Source organism: Mucilaginibacter gynuensis (assembly GCF_039541195.1).
Taxonomy (GTDB): domain Bacteria; phylum Bacteroidota; class Bacteroidia; order Sphingobacteriales; family Sphingobacteriaceae; genus Mucilaginibacter; species Mucilaginibacter gynuensis.
Map to the genome: position 1 here is coordinate 635,045 of NZ_BAABFT010000001.1, position 16,905 is coordinate 651,949.

Below are 16,905 nucleotides of genomic sequence, written 5' to 3' on the forward strand. Positions count from 1 at the left end.
AAAAAGGAAACACCGTTACATGTACCGTATACACAACGTCAACACATTTTTATAAATAACTGATTATCAATTATTTTTATAATAACATTAACGCCATTACCATTTCATTACCGTTACATTAAGCAATTGTTAACTGCTATTTTAGCGGCAAAACCGGCCCAATACTTATAGTGCCTGAATAAATGTGGAAAGGTTTTCTCCCTGGTGAATATTGAGCTTTTTACGCAGGCGATAACGGGATACCCGCAAGCTATCCATTGATATGCCCAGCAAACCGGCAATATCTTTTGATTCCATATTTACCTTGATGAGCGCTATCAAACGGATATCGGTTGAGGTAAGATCATTGCTGTAATTTTTCAGCTTATCAAAAAATTGCTGGTGCACCTGCTCAAAAGCGGTGGTAAATTCTTTCCAGTGTTGCTCGTGGTTAAAGCTTTGGTTTATCTGGTAAATGATCTGCTGCATTTGTTTCTTTTGGTCGCGCTTATCCTCTTTCACCATTTCCTGTAAGGTGTTGCGCATTTGCTCCAGCAGCTGATTATTCTTTATCAAATTGAGGGTATGCCCCGATAGTTCCTTGCTTTTTACTTCGAGCTGCTGTTTCAGGCTATCTTCTTCCAACTGTTTATTCTTTAGTTCAAGCTGCATCAGCTCGTTCTGGGCTTCAAAAATAGACCTGTTTTGATCTGCTAGTACCCGCTGGTCGCGCAGTTTAAGCCGTTGGCGACTGAATATTACAAAGGCCAGCACCACTATGAGTAACACGATAATACTACCCCCAATGCCCAAAATGCGGTTGATCTTACGGATGCTGTTAAGGCGGGCTATCTCGTCGCTTTTTTTATCCATATCATACAACACCTGTAAAAAGGCGGTTTGATTGAGGCTTTCCTTCGAGTATACATCTAACGAGTAACGGCGGCTCAATTCAACATAATGGTACGCGCTATCCAATTGGTGCAATAACTGGTAAGCCTTACCCAGATCACGGCACGAGGATGCTAATTGATAAAGGTTATTGGTTTCGCGGGCCATGGCCAATGCCTGGCGTGATAGCACGAGGCTTTCTTTATATCGCCCGGTTTTACGCAATACATCACCCAGATTATTGATCACCTCGATACTGTTTAAGCGGTTATTATCCTCTTTATACAGTTGAAGCGATTTATTGAAGCAGTAGTACGATGAATCGTATTTGGCCAAATCCTCATAAATGCTGCCCAGGTTTTCGTAGATCTTGGCGGTACCGCTTTTGTTATTTATTTTATCATACTGCCGTAAAGCGATGTGCTGGTAATAAAAGGCGCTGTCATACTGCCGGCGCTTTTCATAGAAATGGCCTATCTGCCCGTAAATTTCGGCCTTGCCTGCTATGTTGCCTTTTTGCTCGTACAGGGCAAGCGCCTTACTATACATCTCGCGCGATTTATCGGCCTGTTTGTTATAATAATACAGGTTACCCATTTCGCTCAGGTTTTCGGCAAGCAGGTCTTTATTATTCTCCTTTACAAAAATGCTGTCGGCACGCAGGTAAAACTCCAGTGCCTGGGCATAGTGGCCCTGGTTAAAACAAATCTGACCCATTTGCTGCAAGCTGGTGCCCTCAACAATGGGTTTATCATCTTTTTGTGCCTGCGCGTGTATCTTTCTTAGTTCTATCAGCGCTTCGTCGGGGTGTTGCTGACTTAGCGTGCGTACCTGCTGAAACTCCTGCCTGTCATTTACCTGGCCAAGTGCTGTAAAACACATTGCCACAAATACAAACAGTATTAAAAAAGGCCCTAACCTTAAAACCTTATAGATCATATTTTTCTGATACAATAATTGTGATAACAGCATGTTAAGCGCGGTAACACACCTACCTATTAAACTATATGCAAATGAAATATTTTAATATGATGTTAATGTTAAGTTATCATTCCATGTTAACAGGTGCAATAAAAAAAGCCTCCCGGATATACACCAGGAGGCTTTCAGCTTATATAGGGCTAAAATATTACTTATTTGGCACCGGCAGAAACCTGCATTGGGTTTACCCCTACTGACTGTCCGCGAACCGGGCCGCCTGCTTTAAGTTTAAACAGCTGGAATTTTGAGGGCTCAACCGCTTTCCCCCAAACGTTGTTGGTTTCGTCGATATCGGCAGTTTCGCGCATTGGGTCTAACTTGATAGAGGCGACTTCTTTATCCTGTACGTAGAATTTCGAAGCTTTCTTTTCGTTCAGGCGCCAAATTTGAGCCGGGATACGGTCAAGTTGCTTGCTACCATCTTTAAAGGTAAATTCTACAATGATTGGCATCACCATACCACCTTTATTACTGAACGAAAGCTCGTAGAAATATTTTTCGCCGTACTTTTGTTTTTCAGCGTCGGTTGGCGTTTCCAGTTCTGTGGCCGGTTGCGCGCCTTTTGCTTTAACAATTGAAGCGTATTTAACGGTATCTACAGATGCCAATCCACGATCGTATTTCCAGTAGAAATCGCGTGCGGCAGTATCTCTGTCAGTGTAAAACTTGATCTTTTTATCCTCACGGTTCAATACTTTTGAAAGGTCTTCAAAACTATTTACCGCAGGCGGGGCCACTTTGCTTGCGCCACCGCCATTTACACCACCGTTACCCGGTAATTTGGTAGCGCTCAAATCGGCTTTGGCTACCTTAACCGAATCCAGTGAAATATCAACCGGGTCAGTTCCGTAGAACCAGCCTCTCCAAAACCAGTCGAGGTCTTCACCACTGGCATCTTCCATGGTACGGAACAAATCAGCAGGTGTTGGGTGTTTAAAGGCCCAGCGTTTAGCGTATTGTTTGAATGCGAAATCGAACAGTTCGCGCCCCATAATGGTTTCGCGCAGTATGTTTAATCCTGTTGCCGGTTTTGAGTAAGCATTAGGGCCAAAGCGCACAATGTTTTCTGAGTTGGTCATGATAGGTTCCAACTCATCTTTAGGCAGTTTCATGTAATCAACAATGGTATATGCCGCGCCCTTTTTAACCGGGAATTTGTTATCCCAAAGTTCTTCGGTAAGGTATTCTACAAATGAGTTCAAACCTTCGTCCATCCATGTCCACTGGCGCTCATCGCTATTAACGATCATCGGGAAGAAGTTGTGACCAACCTCATGGATCACCACACCCAGCATACCGTTTTTAGTGCTTTCGCTGTAAGTACCATCTTTTTCGGTACGGCCATAGTTAAAGCAAATCATCGGGTACTCCATACCGTTAGCCGCCTCAACGCTTTGCGCTACAGGGTACGGATACGGGATAGTGAAATCAGAATAAGTTTTTATGGTGTGCGCTACCGCCCTTGTAGAGAACTTGCTGTACAGGTTGTAAGCCTCTTTACCGTAATAGCTCATGCACATTACGGTTTTACCTTCAATGTTTTGGCCCATGCCATCCCAAACAAACTTACGTGATGATCCCCATGCGAAATCGCGTACGTTATTAGCCTGGAAAACCCATTTTTTTTTAGCTGCCGATGGAGTAGTTTCTGCCTTTTTAGCTTCGGCCAGGGTTACAATTTCAACGGGGGCCTTTGCTGTTTTTGCTTTTTGGTAGCGGGCAAATTGTGTTGGGGTTAACACGCCGCTGTAATTAATACACTCGCCGGTTGCGCCTATAATATGATCGGCAGGTACGGTCATTTGTACTTTGAAGTTACCAAAGGTAAGCGCGAACTCGCCACGGCCTGTAAACTGATGGTTTTGCCAGCCCTGGAAATCGCTGTATACACACAGGCGCGGGTACCATTGCGTCATGGTGAACAGGTAGTTCTTATCCTCGGGGAAATATTCGTAACCACCACGACCGCCATAAACCATCCTGTCGGATATTTTATAGTTCCAGTTTACGTTGAAAATGTATTGTTGCCCGGGTTTTAAGGCTACCGGCAAATCAATACGCATCATGGTTTTGTTAATGGTATACGGAATAGTTTTGCCTGTTACATCTGTCAGTTTCAAAATATTGAAACCGTAACCATTGTCTTTGTCCGATTTTTCGCTGCGGTCTACCGATTGCAAGGTTGCTGCCCTCGGCATAGTCGAGCTCGACTGATAGTTTGACGTTTTAAGGTTGTTGTGCTCGTTCTCGTCCAGTTGCAGCCAAATATAGCTCAACGGATCGGGCGAGTTGTTAAAATAGGTAATGGTTTCGCTGCCGGTTAAGGTTTGCGTTTTTTCGTCGAGTTCGCATTTGATGTTGTAATCGGCACGTTGCTGCCAATATTTAACACCGGGGGCACCACTTGCAGTACGCTGCTCGTTGGGGGTGGTTAAAATAGTGCCCAGTTGCTCAAATTTATTACCATGGTTGCTGCCTGGATTGTTATGAATATCCTGCGCATGGCCAAATTTGACTAATGACGAAATGACTAATACTGTGGTAAATAGTTTTTTCATTTGTTAATATATGAGATCAGTAGGAAAAAAATTCATTCTAATTAAAAGGGCAATCTTTCGAGCGCCATTTTCAGTGTTAACGCAAACACACCTGCCGAAACGAAAAAAATCCAATCGCGGCGTTTTACATTAAACATTTTAGTAGCTATCATGGCTACCAGTAATATAATAATCACCACAAATATCTGCCCGGCCTCTAACCCAACGTTAAAGCCAAACAGGCTCCAGCCGAGAGATTGATCTTTTGCCAGCATAATACGTACAGCATTGGCAAAGCCCATCCCATGTATCAGCCCGAAACCAAGTGCCAAAAAGTAATTGGTTTTTTGACTGCCTTGCTTGGCATTTACACTGAACAGGTTATTTAACGCGGTGATAAAGATGGTACAGGGTATTAAAAATTCCACCCATTTGCTGCTGAAGCGAATAATATCCAACACACTTAACACCAGCGTTAGCGAATGCCCAATGGTAAATGCTGTTACTAATATAAGTACTTGTTTAATATTTGAGAAACTGTAAACCGCAACAAGCGCTAAAATGAACAACTGGTGATCGAGCGCGTCGGCGCTGATGATGTGTTCCCAGCCGAGCTTAAAGTAAAAACCAATATTATCTAAAGAAAAACCCACCCCGTTGCGTCAGTTGTATAATAAAGGCTAAATTTAACCCGTTTTTAATAATAAAGAGAACCCAAAGGGTATATATGGTCAGTTTTTTTTCAAAATCCCTATTATATTGTTACATATTTTTAGGCATCACCGCTTTTAAAGCCCCCTCAAAAGCAAATTTTCACCCGTTGCATGTAAGCACTACCGACATTAGCTACAATAAAGATGATGGTAAGTTTGAAGTGATATGCACCATTTTCACTGATGATTTTGAGGCCGCGCTCGCTAAGCAATATCATACCAAAACCGATCTTTCGAAAGAAAGCATGCATGCTGCAATGGATGAGCTGGTAAAAAAATATGTAGCCGACCATCTGCAAATAAAAACATCGGCTACGCCTCTTAAGTTAACATACATCGGTTTTGAAAAGGCGAATGAAGCGGTAAATATATATCTTGAATCGGACAAGACAACAGCCATTAAAAAAGTAGATGCCGATGTGAGCCTGCTGCATAATTTGTACGACGACCAGATGAACATTGTACACATCACCGTAAACGGCGCACGCAAAAGCACCAAGTTAGACTATCCTAACCGTAAGGTAAGCCAAACGTTTTAAGCTAAACCCCGTTCATCAGGGTTTGAAACAGCTGTATTTTGGAGGAAATGGCTATACAGACTTAATAGCTCGCTTGCCCTATATCCAGGCGGTTGATCTTTCCATCAGCATTAATATGGAATTTAAAATAGGTTTTAAAATCGCCCCACTGGTCGCTGTGGAATTTGCCGTATACGCTTAGGCCATCATCCTCTACCCTATCAATACTGTTAAAATGTTCGTGCCCAAGTGCCGAGTCGCTAAAGTATCTGAAACTGATCAGCTTGCCATCGTCATAAAGCTCGGCATCGGTAGTAAAAAGCGAGAACCACACGGTTTTGTTAGCAGTTTGTAAAGCGTTTATAGCCTGCTTAACTACTGGGTTGGTCAGTTTTTCGGTATACATCAGTTTTGTTTTGAGTTTGCTTTTATTTTGAGCACAAGCCGTAGCTGCAAGTAACATAAAACAGATTATATAATTAAGACTTGTTTTCATTTTGTTTTTAAGCCTATATACTTGCACCAGACTATTGAATAGGAAGCTAACACAAAAACTTATACCCCATAAAAAAGCCCTGCATTGTGGTAATGCAGGGCTCCGTAATAATTGTATTTCTACTTATTGTTTTACTTTACCATCGCTATCAAGCTCGGTAATAGGGTAACCTAATTTTTCTAATCCCGGAAGGATTTTAGCTTTATCGCCTACAACTAAAATGATCATATTATCAGTGTTCAGGTATTTTTGAGCCAGCTGATTAATTTGATCTGTAGTGATTGATGTAAGGATGTTATTTTGCTCCGTTACGTAAGATGGTTTAAGATCATACTCCTGCAAGCGCGATAAAAACGCGGCCTTTTGCTGGTTGGTTTCGTACCTGCGCGCATCACTCTGGCCAATCGAGGTTTGGGTAAACTTCAATTCATCGGCAGTGATACCGCTTTGCCTGTAGTTTTTAATCTCCTTGATAAATTCAATTACAGAACTATCAGTTGCAGCGGCTTTAACACCGGCGCTGGCGGTAAAGTCGCCACCAAACTTGCCTGATGAAAAACCGGAACGTGCACCGTAAGTCCAGCCCTTATTTTCGCGCAGGTTCATGTTGATGTGGCTGTTGAAGGCACCACCTAAAATGTAGTTAACAATACCTAATTTATAGAAATCGCCGGTTGCATCATAGTTCAGGTTATCTAAGTAACCTATACGGATCTCTGATTGCGCCGCGCCCGGTACATCAACAATGTATAGACTTGTTTTGTCGAAAGCTTTACCACCGGCAGGTGTAGGTACACTAACCTTTTTGTCGGCCCAGGTATTCAGGAAAGCCAGATTGGTTTTCACAGCCGCTTCGCTGATATCACCCACTACCACTATGCGGGTAAGTGATGGCGAGAAGTTGGCATTATAGAAATCCTGCACATCCTGCAAGGTGATACCCGGTATGGTTTGCTCGTTACCACCTGTTGAATACGTACGCACGTTATCTGTTCCGTACAATATTTTGCTGTATACGCTGCTGGCTACGCCCGCAGGTTGGGTTTTGGCTTGTTTAAAGCCTTCCATTATTTGCTTTTTAATACGGTCGAGCGCATCCTGCGTAAATTTCGGGTTGTATAAACGCTCCTGCAACAAGGCCATAGTTTTAGCTACGTTTTTGCTTAGCGATGATACCTCGATACCAATATTTTCGCTTCCGGCATAAATACCGATATCGCTGCCTATTTTCTCCAGTTCGGCATTAAATTGCTCCGAAGTATAGTTTTTGGTATCCTCATTCATCATACGGGCAACTACACCTGCCAAACCTGCTTTAGACGGGTTAGCAATAGCGAATAAGCCACCACCTTTAATAGAGATAGACATAGATACCGAAGGGATCTCCTTGTTCTCGGTACCGATGATCTGGATGCCATTTGGCGTAGTTGTGCTCCAGATAGCAGGCACCTTGATAGATGGGTTTGGCCCAACACCCGGTTTAGCAGCACGGTCGAAGTTATCAGTTGGTTTTTTATAAGTTAATCCTGTATAACCATAATCAGGTGCTTTGTAACCGCTGGTGTTAATGGTATAGTTATCAGGCGCTACAGGTTGCAAACCACCTTCTTTTGGCAATACGCTAAGTATCACCGCAGGTTTACCTTTAATATATTGGTTGTACACACGCATTACATCAGCCTTGGTAACCGAACGAATATCGTTCAATTCGCGGCCGATTTGGTTAGGGTTACCGGTGAATGTTTGCGCAGCCGCCAATTCAGATACCTTACCGCTTACGCTTGAAAGGCTGTTGATATAGTTTGATTCGGCACTTGCCTTGTAGCGGATCAGGTCTTCATCGGTCGGGCCTTTCTTTTCAAACTCGGCCAATGATTCGTCAACCAGTTTCTTCATATCAGCCAGTGTTTGACCCTGGAATGGTACCACACGAATAGAAATCTCTCCTGCCAGCTCAGTATTCGACGAGTTCATAGAAGCCTGAACTGCTTTGCGGCTTTTTACAAAGTTTTGGTAGAAGATAGAGTTTTTACCCTGACCAATAATTGCCGACAATACATCAAGCGCAGGCAGATCTTTAGCGTACATTTTAACACCCGGGTAGCTGATTGAAAGCAGTGCCAGTTTAGCGTAATTATCTGTGTATGATACATACCTATCGGCAGTTAATACCGGTGCAGGTAGCGATACGTTAGTTACAGACGGGCCTTTTGGTATGCTGCCAAAGTATTTGCTAACCCATGCCAGTGTTTGTTTAGGGTTAAGATCGCCGCCTATGGTAATTGTGGCATTGTTAGGGCCATACCAGCGCAGGAAGAAGTTCTTCAGATCGTTAACGCCTACTTTGTTCAATTCCTCAATATAGCCGATGGTTAACCAAGAGTATGGGTGACCGTACGGGTAAAGGTTTTTAGAAGTGTATTCGCCCGCCAAACCATAAGGACGGTTATCATAGTTTTGACCGCGCTCATTTTTTACGGTAGCGCGTTGTACCTCAAATTTTTGCTGTGTTACGGCATCCAGTAAAAAGCCCATACGGTCTGATTCCAGCCAAAGCATTTTTTCCAATTGATTTGCCGGTACAGTTTCGTAATAGTTAGTACGGTCGCGGTTGGTTGAACCGTTGAGGGTACCACCAGCTTCGGTTATTATTTTAAAGTGGTCGCCATTAGCTACATGGTCTGATCCCTGGAACATCATGTGCTCAAAAAAGTGCGCGAAGCCCGATTTACCTATCTCCTCGCGGGCCGAACCAACGTGGTAAGTAACATCGACATGCACCAATGGATCCGAATGGTCTTCGGCCAGTATTACGGTAAGGCCGTTAGGCAATACATACTTTTCGTAAGGGATAACTAATTCGGTGCCCTTGCGGGTAACTTTTTCAATCAGTTTGGGTTGTGTTTGCTGCGCAGATGCACTGAGAACCAGGCATAATGCCGATTGCACCAGCAAGACGGTCTTGAGGGGTTTGATCATTTGCTTTTATAATTAAGTCAGTCTTCTTTTCATTCCTCATATTTAATAAGAAATTAAAGAAGGTATAATAATAGGAATTTTATGCTGATGCTTATCAAAACAAAGCCCTGCCCGCTGTAAATTTTATTGTAAAGTATTTGTGACGATTGTACAAATAGGCTATACTATCAGTTAATAACCTTACCCTCCTTAATAATTATTTTGGCAGAAAAGGTTAGCCCGGCATCAAGATACCGTGCTGCAGTTTCAGTGATCACGGCTTCACTCCGATTTATTTTACCCTTAAATATGACTTTGCCGCCTATAATTACAGTAACCGGTTTATTAAGGTTCAGTAATTTATCGTTCAGGTAAATATAAAGCTCGCTGTTGTCTTTCTTTTCTATGTTGATGATATTGTCTTTTATGGATGCACTTACTTCCGCTCCGGTTTTTACACCTTGGGGTACGCTGAGCCAGTAAAAATCGGCATGGTGACGGTCGTCCTGTATCCATACCACTTTATTGGGAAGCGGGTTACGGGTTAAGGCTGCCATCCATTTTACAGCTACGGTATCTTTATGCTCCATCCAGTGCGGATTTTCGGGATAGATGTGTGTTTCGTGCTGATAGCCTGCAGGGTCTGCATTTTGCAAACTGTCCAATTTATCACCATATATTTTAGCCAGTTTGTTACGACTATAGGCGGCATCCTTCCCTCCCATATAAATAGAAAATGGCAGGTTACGCAAATTTTCTAATCGCATATCGCCGGGATGCCCGGCCATCATTGCCGCCGCCGCGAAACGGTAAGACATACGTGGTGCCAATTGGTATGTACCATCGCCACCGGCCGAATAGCCCATCAGGTACACCTTATCCGGGTCAATGCTGGCCGCTACAATGGCCGATTTGATAAGCTCATCCAGCATGTCATCTACATGCTCTTCATGCCAAAGGTTCCAGTTATTGGTTGGCGCACGTGGTGCCAGGTAAATACCCTCGGGCGGAGCGTAAAGCGTTATCTGGTTTTTCCATTGCTGATCGTTAACCTCTGGAGCCGTGCCGCCGCCACCATGCAGGGATATGTATAAACTATGCCCGTTTTTCGGTATTGCCCCTCGTGTAACGTATTCAAATTTCATTACCAGGTCACCTTTTTTTATCTGCTTGCTGTTCCAGTTTTTCCAGGCCTGTTGCTGGTAAGCCCGTTGAACCGAATCAAGTGCTTTTGCAGTTATCAGTTCGGCCTGCTTTTTATTGAGCCTTTTTTGAGCGAAACCGGCTGATACCACACAGCAACATAGTAAACCAATCGAAAACAGAAATCTCACAGATTAAACTTTAGTAACAGTAAAATGATTTTTATAATTATTACGAGGATATATTTTTAATAAATTACCAATCGGAAGTAGCGCCACTGCCCGAGAAGCCGCTGTTAGAAGATGAACTACTATCGCTGCTACCGCCTGAACCCCAGTTTCCATACCTGTTTTGATTATCACTCTCTTCATCTCTGCGGCGGCGATCCTCTTCTTGCTCCTCCCTATCCCTGCGTTTTTTTTCCTCTTCCTCCTCGTTATGCTTATCCATAAGGCTTTTGGCCATGTAACCGGCCGCTGCACCACCTAAAAAGGTACCAACTCCGGAGGAACTTCTGCTACCTCCATACGATCCGCCGTAATACCGGCCTGATGATTCACCAGGTGAAAAATTTGATAAATACTGGCGACGATGTTCTTCCTTATCTCGATTGCTTTTATTGATCCGATAGATCAGGTATATCACTGCAAATACCGGTATACCTAAAAAAATCAGGAACGCCAGAAATGTCTCAAAACCGGAAAGAGGTTCAGTTTTACTTTCAGATGCTGCTTGCTCTCCTTTTGTATCTGCTTTTACATCAGCGGAAGTAACTGATGCTGCTCTTTGGGGTGTAACATTTAGCTGTGATTGCACTTGTTCAATCATTGCGGCTAAACCTGCATTATAATCGGCCTTTTTAAAATGAGGCTTAATGGCATTCATTATTTCAAGGCACTTATCCTCTGTAAGTACATCTTCAAGATTACGTGCCACTTCAAGCCGTTGCTTACGCTGACTTATCGCCGCTACGTAAACTAACCCGTTTTTATTTTTACCAATATGCCATTTACGACCAATAAGTAAGGCATAATCCTCTATTTCGTATTCAGGTGGTAACTTATCAATCAATACAATTGCAAATTGAACACCGGTTTGATTTTCTATAGTGTTTATGCTCTTATTCAGATTTTCTACCTCCGAGGATGTTAGTACACCAACAAAGTCATTCACATACGTGTCTTTCCGAGGCTCCGGGATTTGGGCAAAGCTGCCAAATGAAAAGAGTAATATTAAAAGAGTTAAAAATTTATTCATGTTATAAGGTTTAGTTATTGCATGTATCTATTAGGCAACTAATATACTGTTTTTTACAAAAGATGCTTTTAAAACGATATAAAGGCTACAAGCACTTTATATAAATCGTTTTTTATACACTTATTTATTTGGATATATTGCAGTTATGGCTTTTCTTTGTAACAAATTTATTACCACATTTTAATGAGAGATCCCCACTGCCCTTGTTGGGCTGTATTTATACAGCTAAACATTTATGCGCATGGCAGCGTTTGGCCCTTGCCAATAGGTAAAATTCCGTTACACGGATCTTTTACTGCATCTTTTTCAAGTAAGTTTTAGTTTAATTGGTCTACCTACCTCCACCTCGTAAATAGCACTACACGACCCTTTTTATTATTAACTATTGACCCAATTTATGATCAAAAACTTTACTAATTCACTTAAAAAAGCTATTGGCAGCCACCACCTGCTAAAGTTGACTTGCTTTATTCTCACTTTGTTCTCGCTCAACACCGCATACGCGCAAAAGAACGCAACAATTAAAGGCCGAGTTACTACTGCCAACAACGAAACAGCGGCATCTGTTAACATTACCTTAAACGGCGATAAGCAACATGCCACCAGTACTAATGATGAGGGCAGCTACATACTCACCCGTATTGCTCCCGGTACCTATACCTTAACAGCTAAACTGATTGGCCTCGGCACACAAGAAAAGCAGGTTACTGTTAATTCAGGTGAAACTTTGGTGATCGATTTTGTTTTAGCCGAAGACAGCCAATCGCTCAGTGAAGTTACGGTAACATCTGGTTATAATAAATTCGCGAAAAAGGAAACCGAATCGGTAGCGAGAATGCCGCTTAAAAACCTGGAAAACCCTCAGGTGTACAACATTGTACCTAAGGAACTTCTGCAAGACCAGGTGATACTGAGCTACAATGATGTGCTTAAAAACGTTACCGGTGTAAGCCAGGCTGCCATAAACGGCGCCAACTCATTTAACCTGCGTGGCTTTACCACTAAAAGTTTTTTACGTAATGGTTTACAAGATGGCAAGGCCAACAGCATTGAAGTAGCCAATATTGAACGTATAGAGGTATTAAAAGGCCCGTCTGCCACGTTGTTTGGTAATAGCCTTACTTCTTTCGGCGGTTTAATAAACCGGGTTACAAAAAGACCATTCAATACTTTTAAAGGCGAAGTAAGTTATACCGCCGGTGGTTTTGGCTTAAGCCGTGTTACAGCCGATTTTAATACTCCTTTAAATAAAAGTAAAGGACTGCTGCTGCGTACCAATGTGGCTTATACCGATGAAGGTAGCTTTATGGATGCGGGCTTCAGCAAAAGGCTAATGGTAGCGCCATCGTTAAGCTACAAGGTAAACGACCGCTTATCGTTATTTGCCGATGTAGAGATCTATAACCAAAAGGCGAACGATTATGTACGCCTTATTCCGCAGGCCTCGTTCACTAAAACAAATCCGGCTTTGCTTAATGTAAACTGGAAACGATCATACAACAATAACGAAATTTACGAAACTCAAAACTCGGTAAGCGCCTTTGGCGAGGTTAACTATAAAATATCTGATCAATGGAAATCGCAAACCGTATTTTCACGTACCAACGCGCCTATTGAAGGCTTGTTCATGATCAACTTTATACAGGGCGACACGGCAGTATTACGGATGCCCGGATACGAACATGCCGATTATAAATACACTGAGATACAGCAAAACTTTAACGGCGATTTTCATATAGGCAAGTACCGTAACAGAATGGTGATCGGGTTGGATTATTATGTGAATACGCTTAACAGCTCTTTCGTACAGCAGTACGGTTTCGATAAAGTGCGTATTCCCGGTAATGATCCTCAATATAACAAGCTTACCCGTTATTCTGTTGAGCAGGTATTCGCTGCCAAAACCTACACTAAAGATTTTATAGATCAGCGCGTTTACAGCGGCTATTTATCTGATGTGCTCAACCTTACCGACGAGTTGCTTGTAATGGCCAGTTTACGTGTAGATCGTTTTGTGAATAATGGCGATTACAGCATCAACCGTGATACCACTACCGGTCAATTTAAGCAAACCGCCCTTTCGCCAAAATTGGGTTTGGTTTACCAGGTAATACCTCAGCAGGTTTCCGTATTCGGTAATTACATGAACGGCTTTAAAAATAACGCGCCAAGTAAACAACCTGACGGCACACCTGTCAATTTTAAACCGAGCTATGCCAACCAATGGGAAGCGGGTGTAAAAACCGACCTGTTTGATGGCAAGCTGAGCACTACCGTAAGCTATTACCATATTAAAGTGGACGATGTGTTGCGAGGCGATGTTACCCCGGGTCGTCAGGGTTTTATCTTGCAAGATGGTGGACAGCTAAGCAAGGGCGTTGAAGCCGAACTGATCGCTAACCCGTTTAAAGGATTCAACATTATTGCAGGTTATGCCTACAATGATAATTATACCATTAACACTAATAAAGACATTGATGGCCTGCGCCAATGGTCGGGTCCGGCAAGAGCGGCTAATCTGTGGTTAAGTTACCAATTACCCGGACAAACATTAAAAGGTTTGGGCTTGGGTATAGGCGGTAACTACAACAGCAAGGCCTACATTATGCAATCGCGCAGCCAGGGTGAGTTTTATTTGCCTGCCTACAAGGTATATAATGCCGCTGTTACCTATGATCAGCCCTCCTATCGCGTTAGCCTAAAAATGGATAACCTAACCAATAAAGAATATTGGGGAAGCTATGTAAGCCAGATGATGCCAAGGCGATTCAGCGCTACGGCAGCATTTAAGTTTCAATAAAAGAAAATAGCAAGGGCATCCATAAAACGGATGCCCTTTTTGTTTGGATACAAAACGGTATAACCTGCATCCGATTTGTATTTATATAGCTATATATCAAAACAATACAATAAATTAGGGGCATGAAAGCCTCGCGTTTTACTTTGGTATGGATATGCCTCGCAATTTGCGGATGCTCAAAAAATATAAACAAACCCACCATAATTGCCTGGGGCGATAGCTTTACTTATGGCACGGGTAGTACTGATGCCAGTTATCCTTCAGTGCTCGAAAAACTATCGGGGTATAGGGTTATAAATAGAGGTACGGCCGGTAATACCAGTACACAAATTAAAAACAAGCTACTGGCCGATAAGCAATACTACCGTTACCCCTCAATAATATGGGTGGGCAGAAATAACCTGCCCGATAGTGTAACCATATTAAAAGATATTGACGAAATGGTAAACGCGCTTGGCCGTTCGCACTTCCTGGTGCTAAGCATCCTCAACTCCGAAACAGAAGGTATTGGCACAGCAAGGTATACAACTATACAACGCATTAACAGGCAACTTGCCACGGCTTATGGCAACCGCTTTATAGACATTAAAGCTTACCTGCAAACCCACCGTGATACCAGCCTGATGAAAGACGATAATATTACCACTTATGATATTACCCCTACAAGTTTACGTGCCGATAACCTGCATTTGAACAGCCAAGGCTATCAATTAGTGGCACAAAAGGTGTATGAGAGCATCGATATTCTGCTTAAATAAGGCGCGTAAATACGTATTATTATGCCTGTATTATATTATTTTTAACTGATAATAAGCACACTGCGCATAATATTAAAAAAAGCTTTGCGAATAGCCGCAAGATTTCTATTTTTGCAATCTCCAAAACGGTAGATGTAGCTCAGTTGGTTAGAGCATCGGTTTGTGGTACCGAGGGTCGTGGGTTCGAGCCCCATCATTTACCCAAAAAGCCTCTCATGAAAATGAGAGGCTTTTTTGTTTTAGTATGGATATATTTGTATATCTATATATCCCATTTAAATGAAACCTATATTTCTTATTACATTTATATCGTTGGTTGTTTTCGCATGCAACAGCCGGCAATCACAAGCCAATCAATCTACAGGCAATCATTCAATAGACACTCTCAAAAAGAAGATCGTTCAACGTGAGGTATTATCTTCTGTAAATTACAATCAGGTTTTTGAAAACAAGACAGTTGATGGAACTCTTATAAAGCTTCTTGAAATTGGAAATCTTAATGTGCCTACAGGAAAAATAGTAGCCTGTGACCCGCTTGTTACAGTAAATTATACACCTTTTAACAAAACCGTTAAACCCGGAATATACCCTGTTAAGATCTATATCGCTGAAACAAAAGAATCCGGAGAGAGATACGCGATCGCGAAACTGGAATTTAGTTCAAAAAAAGCAGATAAATGGGTGCTCGCACTGCAAGATGGCGAAGACACGGCAGAACTTAAAAATCCGGATGACTATTTTGGCTTCCCGGTAGATGCAGGCCTTGGCGGATTTTTTGATTATAAAGCCGGTTTAGAATATGGAAAATTCACAGATCAATTTCAAAAAGAACACCCTAACGGCAATATTTATGAAGATTATTTGGCATCTGAATTTAAAAAGAATGCCAAAAAACCAAATGAGGAAGGCGATTGGATAAATTTAAAAATCCCAAATTCTGATTTAAATATAACTATGTTTCATTCGGGTTATGGAGATGGAAGTTATCCGGCATATTGGGGCATGACAAAGAATAACGAGATCGTTTCTTTAATTATAGATTTTTTTGTTTTGCCATTAAATAAAAAGTAATTCATGGTAACCACGATACATTGCCTTGGCGTAATCTTAATAAGGTTCATTGTTTTATAACATGATCCGCAATACGTTTCGAATGATGTGCAGCTTACAATATAACAAAATGTAACTTTTGTTATATTGTAAGCTGCCTGATAGTCAGATAATTTTGAGTCATCAATCACTTAAAATAATTACGACTATGAAAAAACGAATAGTATTAATGATGCTCGTTGCTATTTCTTTGGCAGGTGCATGCAAAAAAGATGAAAATGGAGCTGGCAAGGGCGGTGTTGCCATAAATAATGAAAATAGTGCTAAAGGTCTCTTTTCAAAAATGAACAACTTATGGAAGGTAACCTTAAGGCCAACACTTGCAAAAACACCCCAGCTTTATACAAATACCATCCTTAACGGCACATCCGGTACGGCAACTGTTAACGGAGAATATAGCACAACACGTTCCTCATCTTCATCATCAACAAGGTCAAGTTCTACTGTTGACGTAACTGTTACATTTAAAGATTTTGAAGCCGATGGCCTGACTATTAATGGCACGCTTCGCTTTTTTGATTACAGCAATTCACGCACCGCCTGCTCAAGCTCGGGCTGTGCGTCATCAAATCATACCGATTTGGATTATCAATCCAAAAATAGCTCGGGCGGTAGCCTGGGGCCAGTGAGCGTTCAGTTTGAGTACAGCGGTCAAAACTATAAAGACGCGGTGACAATGGATATTAACAAATACGATAACGCGCACTGGGCTATTATAATAATTAACAGCGCTGGTGAAACCATTAACACATCCTACTAAATAT

General features: G+C 42.1%; 11 protein-coding genes, 1 tRNA gene and 1 pseudogene. 6 read left to right on the forward strand and 7 right to left on the reverse strand.

Going from position 1 to position 16,905, the window contains the following annotated elements:
* Positions 1–165: 165 nt before the first annotated feature.
* The 3 genes and pseudogenes from ABD894_RS02635 to ABD894_RS02645 all read right to left on the reverse strand — a co-directional run bounded on the left by ABD894_RS02635 (position 166) and on the right by ABD894_RS02645 (position 5,041).
* The gene (locus ABD894_RS02635; RefSeq protein WP_345209427.1) at positions 166–1,809 is read right to left on the reverse strand and encodes a tetratricopeptide repeat protein; all 1,644 of its coding nucleotides are present in this window, start codon (positions 1,807–1,809) and stop codon (positions 166–168) included.
* 908 nt (positions 1,810–2,717) lie between these two features.
* A pseudogene (locus tag ABD894_RS02640) lies at positions 2,718–4,409 on the reverse strand (M1 family metallopeptidase); the annotation flags it as partial.
* A gap of 41 nt (positions 4,410–4,450) precedes the next feature.
* Positions 4,451–5,041, reverse strand: coding sequence for a HupE/UreJ family protein (locus ABD894_RS02645; protein WP_345209429.1), 591 nt, complete (start codon positions 5,039–5,041; stop codon positions 4,451–4,453).
* A gap of 74 nt (positions 5,042–5,115) precedes the next feature.
* Between ABD894_RS02645 and ABD894_RS02650 the strand changes: the two genes are divergently transcribed.
* Complete coding sequence (locus tag ABD894_RS02650) at positions 5,116–5,640, forward strand: DUF6702 family protein (protein ID WP_345209430.1); 525 nt, start codon at positions 5,116–5,118, stop codon at positions 5,638–5,640.
* Positions 5,641–5,701: 61 nt separating this feature from the next.
* Here the strand turns inward: ABD894_RS02650 and ABD894_RS02655 are convergent, their stop codons facing one another.
* The 4 genes from ABD894_RS02655 to ABD894_RS02670 form a co-directional block, all read right to left on the reverse strand.
* Positions 5,702–6,025 carry a hypothetical protein gene (locus tag ABD894_RS02655; protein WP_345209431.1) on the reverse strand — a complete coding sequence of 108 codons (324 nt, stop codon included), beginning with the start codon at positions 6,023–6,025 and terminating at the stop codon, positions 5,702–5,704.
* A 213-nt stretch (positions 6,026–6,238) separates the two neighbouring features.
* On the reverse strand, positions 6,239–9,094 hold the full coding sequence (locus ABD894_RS02660; RefSeq protein WP_345209432.1) for a M16 family metallopeptidase: 2,856 nt from the start codon (positions 9,092–9,094) through the stop codon (positions 6,239–6,241).
* 167 nt (positions 9,095–9,261) lie between these two features.
* Positions 9,262–10,407: a dienelactone hydrolase family protein gene (locus ABD894_RS02665; protein WP_345209433.1), complete on the reverse strand. Its 1,146-nt coding sequence runs from the start codon at positions 10,405–10,407 to the stop codon at positions 9,262–9,264.
* A gap of 64 nt (positions 10,408–10,471) precedes the next feature.
* The gene (locus tag ABD894_RS02670; protein WP_345209434.1) at positions 10,472–11,473 is read right to left on the reverse strand and encodes a TPM domain-containing protein; all 1,002 of its coding nucleotides are present in this window, start codon (positions 11,471–11,473) and stop codon (positions 10,472–10,474) included.
* A gap of 397 nt (positions 11,474–11,870) precedes the next feature.
* Between ABD894_RS02670 and ABD894_RS02675 the strand changes: the two genes are divergently transcribed.
* From ABD894_RS02675 to ABD894_RS02695, 5 genes are all read left to right on the forward strand, one after another.
* A complete protein-coding gene (locus tag ABD894_RS02675; RefSeq protein WP_345209435.1) occupies positions 11,871–14,273 on the forward strand; it encodes a TonB-dependent siderophore receptor in 2,403 nt (800 codons plus the stop codon).
* A 122-nt stretch (positions 14,274–14,395) separates the two neighbouring features.
* Positions 14,396–15,031 (forward strand): SGNH/GDSL hydrolase family protein, encoded by a 636-nt coding sequence (locus ABD894_RS02680; protein WP_345209436.1) that lies wholly within the window; start codon positions 14,396–14,398, stop codon positions 15,029–15,031.
* A gap of 128 nt (positions 15,032–15,159) precedes the next feature.
* Positions 15,160–15,233 (forward strand) — tRNA-His (locus ABD894_RS02685).
* A 77-nt stretch (positions 15,234–15,310) separates the two neighbouring features.
* Entirely contained in the window at positions 15,311–16,102 is a 792-nt protein-coding gene (locus ABD894_RS02690; RefSeq protein ID WP_345209437.1) for a DUF4241 domain-containing protein, read from the forward strand.
* A 187-nt stretch (positions 16,103–16,289) separates the two neighbouring features.
* Positions 16,290–16,901: a hypothetical protein gene (locus ABD894_RS02695; protein ID WP_345209438.1), complete on the forward strand. Its 612-nt coding sequence runs from the start codon at positions 16,290–16,292 to the stop codon at positions 16,899–16,901.
* The last annotated feature ends 4 nt before the right edge of the window (positions 16,902–16,905 follow it).